This is a genomic window from Paraburkholderia lebeckiae (assembly GCF_014201005.1).
Lineage (GTDB): Bacteria > Pseudomonadota > Gammaproteobacteria > Burkholderiales > Burkholderiaceae > Paraburkholderia > Paraburkholderia tuberum.
Genome location: NZ_JACHDK010000039.1, coordinates 21908 through 28891, shown reverse-complemented (window position 1 = coordinate 28891; position 6984 = coordinate 21908). Strand labels below are relative to the sequence as shown.

At 58.2% G+C, this 6984-nt stretch carries 5 protein-coding genes and 2 pseudogenes; 5 read left to right on the top strand and 2 right to left on the bottom strand.

Annotation, left to right across the window (positions count from 1 at the left end; translation table 11 throughout):
* From HDG39_RS33215 to HDG39_RS33205, 3 genes and pseudogenes are all read left to right on the top strand, one after another.
* A pseudogene (locus HDG39_RS33215) lies at window positions 1-147 on the top strand (IS5/IS1182 family transposase); the annotation flags it as partial.
* Between the two features lie 360 nt (window positions 148-507).
* Window positions 508-1431, top strand: coding sequence for a glutaminase (locus tag HDG39_RS33210; RefSeq protein ID WP_184012351.1), 924 nt, complete (start codon window positions 508-510; stop codon window positions 1429-1431).
* Between the two features lie 113 nt (window positions 1432-1544).
* Entirely contained in the window at window positions 1545-1991 is a 447-nt protein-coding gene (locus HDG39_RS33205) for a hypothetical protein (protein ID WP_184012345.1), read from the top strand.
* On the opposite strand, the gene HDG39_RS33200 is transcribed toward HDG39_RS33205, so the two are convergent.
* Window positions 1948-3525, bottom strand: coding sequence for a phosphatase PAP2 family protein (locus HDG39_RS33200; RefSeq protein ID WP_184012343.1), 1578 nt, complete (start codon window positions 3523-3525; stop codon window positions 1948-1950). The genes HDG39_RS33205 and HDG39_RS33200 overlap by 44 nt on opposite strands.
* A gap of 200 nt (window positions 3526-3725) precedes the next feature.
* Between HDG39_RS33200 and HDG39_RS33195 the strand changes: the two genes are divergently transcribed.
* Window positions 3726-4909 (top strand): IS3 family transposase gene (locus tag HDG39_RS33195; RefSeq protein WP_184012341.1). Its coding sequence is split into 2 segments (ribosomal slippage): window positions 3726-3981 and window positions 3981-4909, totalling 1185 coding nucleotides; the frame shifts between segments, so codons are not numbered across the junction.
* A gap of 243 nt (window positions 4910-5152) precedes the next feature.
* Here the strand turns inward: HDG39_RS33195 and HDG39_RS33190 are convergent.
* Window positions 5153-5781 (bottom strand): annotated as a pseudogene (locus tag HDG39_RS33190) (tyrosine-type recombinase/integrase).
* A 158-nt stretch (window positions 5782-5939) separates the two neighbouring features.
* On the opposite strand from HDG39_RS33190, the gene HDG39_RS33185 reads away from it, so the two are divergent.
* Window positions 5940-6933 (top strand): IS5 family transposase gene (locus HDG39_RS33185; protein ID WP_184012339.1). Its coding sequence is split into 2 segments (ribosomal slippage): window positions 5940-6266 and window positions 6268-6933, totalling 993 coding nucleotides; the frame shifts between segments, so codons are not numbered across the junction.
* Window positions 6934-6984 lie beyond the last annotated feature (51 nt).

The window sequence follows — 6984 nt, the reverse complement described above, 5'->3', positions numbered from 1 at the left end:
ACACGCAACCTGGTCGAGCGTTTCTTCAACCGTATCAAGCATTTTCGCCGTGTCTCCACCCGGTATGACAAGCTCGCTGACAGCTATCTCGTGTTTGCGTCCCTTGCCTGCTCGTTTGGGCCGCTTTTAAATGTGAACACGGCCTAGTATCGCTATTGACTCGATTGTCGGCACAACATGACGATTTTCAACCACTGCGATGTCACCCGCGGAGCAAGCGAGGAATCTGAACGGCAACTGTCAACGACCTGGGCTTCAGGATCGAATGTCTCACATTGGGCCGATCCCAGCCGTCGAAGGCGACGTGGCGTTCGCCTTCTTGGTCATTGCCGAAGGACCGTACATCAGTTCAATTTCGCGGAGCGCCAGCACCCTGTCGCCGGAATGACTCATCGCCGGCCCCAGCATCTTCGTAAAGGTGCGCGACACTGTGGGCGCGGCACCGAACGCTGCCTGGCTGCGGTATCATCGCGACCCATGCTCAAGGGCTCCTGGATGCAGCTACCAATGTCCGACCAGAACTATCAAGCGATCCTCGAACAGATCCATCGCGACATCGAACCGTGGTGCACCGCGGGCCGCGCCGCGGACTACATTCCCGAACTCGCGAATGTGCCCGCCAACAGCTTCGGCATGGCCGTCGTCACGACGGCGGGGGACGTGTATCGCGTAGGGCAAGCCGATACGCGCTTTTCAATTCAGAGCATCTCCAAGCTGTTCGCGTGCACGATGGCATTCAGGCTGCTGGGCGATGCGTTGTGGCAGCGCGTGGGCCGTGAGCCGTCGGGTACGGCCTTCAATTCGCTCGTGCAACTCGAAGCCGAGAAGGGCAAGCCGCGCAATCCGTTCATCAACGCAGGCGCACTGGTCGTCACCGATGTGCTGTGCCGCCGCTTCGTCAACGCGGAGACAGCGCTCGTCGAATTCATGCGGCGGCTGACGGGTGAATCGACGATCGACTATGATATGCGCGTGGCTCAGTCCGAATTGCAGCACGCACACCGCAATCGCGCGATGGCCCATTTCATGGCGAGCTTCGGCAACTTGGAGATGCCGTCCGAGGCTGTCGTCGATGCGTATTGCCGTCAATGCGCGATATCGATGAACTGCGTCGAACTGGCGAAGGCGGCACTCTTTCTCGCCAACGGCGGCGTCGCGCCGATCTCTGGCGAACGTATCCTCGACGCGAGTTCGGCCAAACGCCTGTCCGCTCTTATGCTGACATGCGGCACGTACGACGCGGCCGGTGACTTCGTGTATCGCGTCGGCTTGCCAGCGAAAAGCGGCGTGGGCGGCGGCATCGTCGCGGTGCTGCCGGGGGAAATGGCCGTTTGCGTCTGGTCGCCCGGACTCGACGCGAACGGCAACTCACTTGCGGGCGTCCAGGCGCTTGAACGGTTGACCACGCTTACCGGGCGGTCGATTTTTTGAGACACCGGAGTCTAGGTCATTCGGCAAGAGTCAACCCACACTGAGCGAGCGCTACGTGAAAGGCTGGGACCGACCCGTTTCTGCCCCTAGACCGATTCGGGCGAATGTCGCCTATGCAATTCCAAGCGACCCTTCTGCTAACCGCCCAGTTTCGGCTAAACCAGCTCGTCAACAACAACTTTGGCGCGCCGGTGGCCACCGCGCAGCATATCGTTGTTACCGCGCTGAATGGCGGAAACGACCCGCACGGCAGCGGGGACATCAGGGGTAACGGCGCCACTTACATTGATTCAACCGGTCCTTCGCCCGTCATCCGCATCGTCTATAACGTGAGTCAGTGTTGTGGCAAAGGGAACTTCGGCCTCGACAGCCAAGGGAATCACATCACAACCCCCAACCCGATCATTCTCTTTCATGAATTCTCGCATGCTTTCCGCGCAGTGACCGGAACGAATCAGGCGAGTGATGAGCCGCCAACAGCAAGTGCGTCCTGCGGCACTGCGCCCGCCAGTGCTTTCATGTGTTCGAGATCGTGGTTTGCGTCCCATCCAGCTTCATAAGCGAAACGCTGAATTTTTCGTTGTAGCTTCGTACTTTGTTCCGCAAAAAAGACAAGGCCACTGCCTCGCCCAGTTGGATCGAGGTCAGTGTGTCGCTACGCCAGTGAATGCCTGCGTGTATGCCGTGGCCAAAGCTAATGTTGCTGGCGAGCTTATGAAGTTCCCCGTTGATATCAAGAGGTAGCTCACCGGCGGGAGGAACGTAATTCACGAGGTCGGTCCGGGCAGCGTTAGGCACTTGCGGTGTTGGAATCTTGGCGGCGCCGTCGTAAAAGAACTTGAGAACAGTGATGCAGGCACCGGCCACTGCGCCATGTCCGGTCGGATAGGCAGGATGGGTTGGCGACCCTTCCGGAAAGGCCTGGGGCAACAGCCAACTGTTGAACTTCGTATGAGATGCCTGCACGGCCTTAGAGTTGAGAACAGTAGGGCTTAATTGAGCCTGAATTGAGCCCCCCGAGCCTGTCTTCATCAAGTGAACAATTCCCCCCCCTGACTCGGGTCGATGACGCAGGTGAACCCACCATTTCTGATACCAAACAGCATTGAGCGCTGCAGATGCGGCAGCCGCCAAGCTGGATGCGATGTCTGGCCCCCCCATTGTGCCGAACCCGTTTTGAGTTTTTGCGCCGGGTTGGGTTGGCGCGTAGGGATTTCCAGGGTTGAGTACTGCCGGATTGGCGCTGAGGAAAGAATTTAGTACTAGGTTGGCTATGAAATAAGCCTGGTAGAGTACATCGCTGTGTGTATAGGCGGCGAGTCCACGGCCATCGTGTAAATAAAGCGGCGCGGGGCTTGCGGTTAATGCATTCACTGGCGCCTTGCCGTTCTGCACGTCAAGGAACTCAGCTGCCGATAGCATGAAGTCCTGCCCTGCGGCGTTAGTCATGTACTTCTGCGTTACAGGAAGCGCTCCCATATTGGTGGACTTCAGCAGAAACTGGGAGACATACGGGCCTGTCTGCTCTCCTTGAAATAAACCCCGAAATAGCAGGGCCGAGGTCACCTTATTCGAAGCATCTCTAGGGCCGGCGTAAGCGGCAAGGGCTGAAAGCTCCGCTACCGCCTGCGCGGCGGTCGGATCAGTTGCATAGTCCACGAAGGACACATCACGCAGCAAAGACGCCCAATAGAGCTCGATGAGTTCGGCTGCATATTCCTCGCTTGCCAGAGGCGGGGCCGGCGGTACTGAGAACTGTGAGGAGTCAGGGCAGTCCTGAAAGAAAGCCAGTCCACCTTGTGGACCATTTTGCGTTCTCGTTCCGCCCTGGACAATGTGCTCGAAATCCGTGGCTGTTCCGCTGGCGAGCGCTCTTTTGAACGAGGCATAGGCAGCCAAATCTACAAGACCGATTCCAGTCTGCAGTACACCTTTGGTGTACGTGCCGGACTTGTCGGCATAGTGCGCCTCGTCTTCGTTATCGAATTGCGTTGGCTGACTCACAAACGCATCATTCCCCGCTTCCGCGACCCGCAGGGCTATCGACCGTTGGACACGATACTCGGACGCCGGTTTGAGTTCTGCATTAAGCATGAATTCTTCTCCCTTTAGAGCGGTGAGAATATACGCCGCACCTCGCCGTGCGGCATAACGCATTTAGTCGAGAAATCAAGGCTGCCACGTAACTGCATTGCCTTTTGTTTCTTCGTTATATAGCAGACGGCCACGCTGAGCTTGCCCCCGAAAAACGAATCCCTTGCTGAGTGTGTAAGCTCAAGCAAGGAGAGGAAACGATGACGGTCAAGGCAAAGCGGGCGCAGTACACGCTCGAATTTAAACTGGAAGCGGTCCGACTGGTAAAGAACGGCCAGAGTTTGGCTGCGGTGTCGGCGACGCTGGGCGTGGTGCAGCAGACCCTTCACAACTGGGTCAAGGCGGACAGGGAAGGCAAACTGGTCGGAGCCGGGGCGAAGCCGGTCAGTCCCGAGCAGATGGAACTGGCGCGGTTGAGGGCGGAAGTGTCTCGCCTGAAGATGGAGCTCGACATCACAAAAAAAGCGGCGGCGTACTTCGCAAAGGAATTGATGTGAAGTGCGCGTTCATCGACCGGAATCGACGCCACTGGCCAGTCTCGATGCTGTGCGAAGTACTGGGAATCAGTCCCAGTGGATATCATCAGCGTCAGCAGCGCAGCGGTGATGACAAGCCGCACAGATGCCGTATCAGCAACGATGCCCTGCTCGCGCACATCAAGGCAATTCACGTGCAGGTCAAGGGCGAATATGGCTGGCCGCGCATGTGGAAAGAGCTCGTTGCGCGCGGCGTGCGCGTGGGCAAGGAGCGTGTTCGCAAGCTGATGGCGCAGCATGGCATCCGTGCCCGACACAAGCGCAAGTACATCGCGACGACGAACTCGAATCACAACCTGCCGGTGGCGCCGAACTTGTTGGAGCGTAACTTCACAGCAACGGCGCCGAACCAGGTCTGGACGAGCGACATCACGTACTGTGCGACGGCTGAAGGCTGGGTTTATCTGGCGGTCATCATTGACCTGTTCAGCAGGCAGGTGGTGGGCTGGTCGATGCAGCCACACATGAAAGCGGAACTGGTCACCGATGCGCTGCGTATGGCGTGGTTCCGGCGCCGTCCAGAGGCTGGCGTCATCGTCCATAGCGACCGGGGTAGCCAGTATTGCAGCGGGCTGTTCCAGGACACGCTGAAGGCCTACGGCATGCGCTCGTCGATGAGTCGGCGCGGCGACTGCTGGGACAATGCACCGACCGAAAGCCTGTGGGGTTCGTTGAAAGTTGCACGCCTGCATGGCCGGCACTTTGCGACCCGGCGTGCGGCAATGGATGAAATCGTCGACTGGCTTGACTTTTATAATTCGCGCCGGCTACACTCGACGCTCGATTACGTCAGCCCCATGACGTTCGAGAAAAACTGGTTCGCCGCTCAACAGGGGCGAGCCGCATAAATCTCTCAGCTATGGGATTCGCGAAACACGGGCAAGGTCAACGCCGGGCAAGGCGAAGCAGGTTAATTTACTCTGCTATTGGGATCGTCAAACAAGGGAAAGGTCACGCTTTCCTCACGAATCATCGATCGCCGTCGCTTCGTTAAATAGTGACTTGTCGCTCGTCAAGAGACGTTCGTCAACCGACTGCGAAGGACCGTTCGTGGCCTGACAGCGACCAATTGCCGGCCGGCGATCTACCGCTCAAACCTCGGTCTGCTCAGCCATCTCCAGCGCGTCGTCGACTTCAATGCCGAGGTATCTGACTGTGCTTTCGAGTTTAGTGTGGCCGAGCAGCAACACTGTACGGCCCTGAGATTTTTAGTACGGCGATAGATCAACGATGCTTTCGTTCGACGTATCGTGTGCGTGCCATAGAAAGTGTCGTCGAGCCCGATCGATTTAATCCAACGATGAACGATCCTTGCGTACTGACGGGTCGAAAAATGGGGCGACGCATGAATCCGGCCCGAGAACAGGAAATCTGAAGCGGACAGCCCCGCTGCCTCGATCCAGCGTTCCACACTATCCCGCGTTTGCTCGGTGATCTCGGATTGCACCGGTCGCCGCGTTTTCTGTTGCGTCACAGTCGCCCGGGGCACTACGCGCGTTCCCAAGCAGACATCGCGCACCCGCAGTTTCGTCAGGTCGCACGCTCGCAGCTTGCTGTCGATCGCCAGATTGACCATCGCAAGTTCACGGGTTTTCGCCCCCAGTTGCAGGCGGATTCGGATGGCCCAGATTTCCTTAAGCTTCAGCGGCGACTTCTGTCGGGTTAGCTTGTCTTTGTTCCACGGCACGCGCTGCGCGCCGCTGCTGATAGTTGCTTCCATGACGATTCTCCTTTCAAGTGAAGGGAGAGTCAGTCTGCGCCAATCGCCGATGGGCGCTACGCGACCCGTTAGGGAAACACTGATTTATTCGGCTCGGCGGTCATCGCATCGGCCACCGAGGACGTTTAAAAAGAGGCTCACGGAACGGATCCACGGCGATGAAGCGGCAGATCGGTTTTGCAGAAGCGGAAAGCAAGGGCGCGAAGCGCGTAACCAGGCGGCAGCGCTTTCTGGCGGAGATGGAGAAGGTTGTCCCATGGCCACGTTTGCTGTCGGCCATCGAGCCGTACTACCCGAAGGGCAAGCGGGGCCGACCGCCGATTGGCCTGGAACGTATGCTGAGAATCTACTTCCTGCAACAGTGGTACGGGCTGTCGGACGAAGGGTTGGAAGACGCGCTGTATGACAGCATCGCGATGCGTGCGTTTGCCGGCATCGATCTGGCGGTCGAGGACGTGCCAGACGCGACCACGTCGTTGAAGTTCCCGCCGCCTGCTGGTCGAGCATGCCTTGACGCGCAAGCTGTTCGACGAGATCGGCATTTCGCTGTGCGAACGCGGCTTGCTGATGAAGGAAGGCACGTTGGTCGATGCGACGATTATCGAGGCGCCGGCGTCGACCAGGAACGCCGGGAACAGCCGCGATCCCGAGATGCATCAAACGAAGAAGGGCAACGAATGGCATTTTGGCATGAAGGCGCATATCGGCGTCGATGCCGACTCGGGTCTGGTGCATAGCCTGGTGGGTACATCGGCCAACGTATCGGACGTATCGCAAGCCCATGCCTTGTTGCACGGGCATGAGCGGGAAGCGTTCGGCGATGCCGGCTACACGGGCGTTGAAAAGCGCGACGAGATGCACGGCAATCCGGTGCAGTGGCGTGTGGCTGTCAAGCGCGGAAAAATCAAGGCAATGCGTGACGGTGCGCTGAAGGATCTGCTGATCCAGGTCGAGCGAACCAAGGCGCAGATTCGCGCACGGGTCGAGCATCCGTTTCATGTCGTCAAGAATCTGTTCCGCCATCGCAAGGTCCGCTACAAAGGTCTAGCCAAGAACACGGCGCAACTGTTCAGTCTGTTCGCCTTGGCCAATCTGGTGATCGCGAAGAACCGACTGCGCTCGACACATGGGGAAAGTCCGTCATCTGTATGAAAAACGCGAGCAGTTGGCCCGTATTCGAACAAAACTCATCCCGGTCACAAC

Excerpts from the sequence above, each read along its gene's own strand:
- HDG39_RS33210 (WP_184012351.1), top strand. The coding sequence starts at position 508 with ATGTCCGACCAGAACTATCAAGCGATCCTCGAACAGATCCATCGCGAC.
- HDG39_RS33205 (WP_184012345.1), top strand. The coding sequence starts at position 1,545 with ATGCAATTCCAAGCGACCCTTCTGCTAACCGCCCAGTTTCGGCTAAAC.
- HDG39_RS33200 (WP_184012343.1), bottom strand. The coding sequence starts at position 3,525 with ATGCTTAATGCAGAACTCAAACCGGCGTCCGAGTATCGTGTCCAACGG.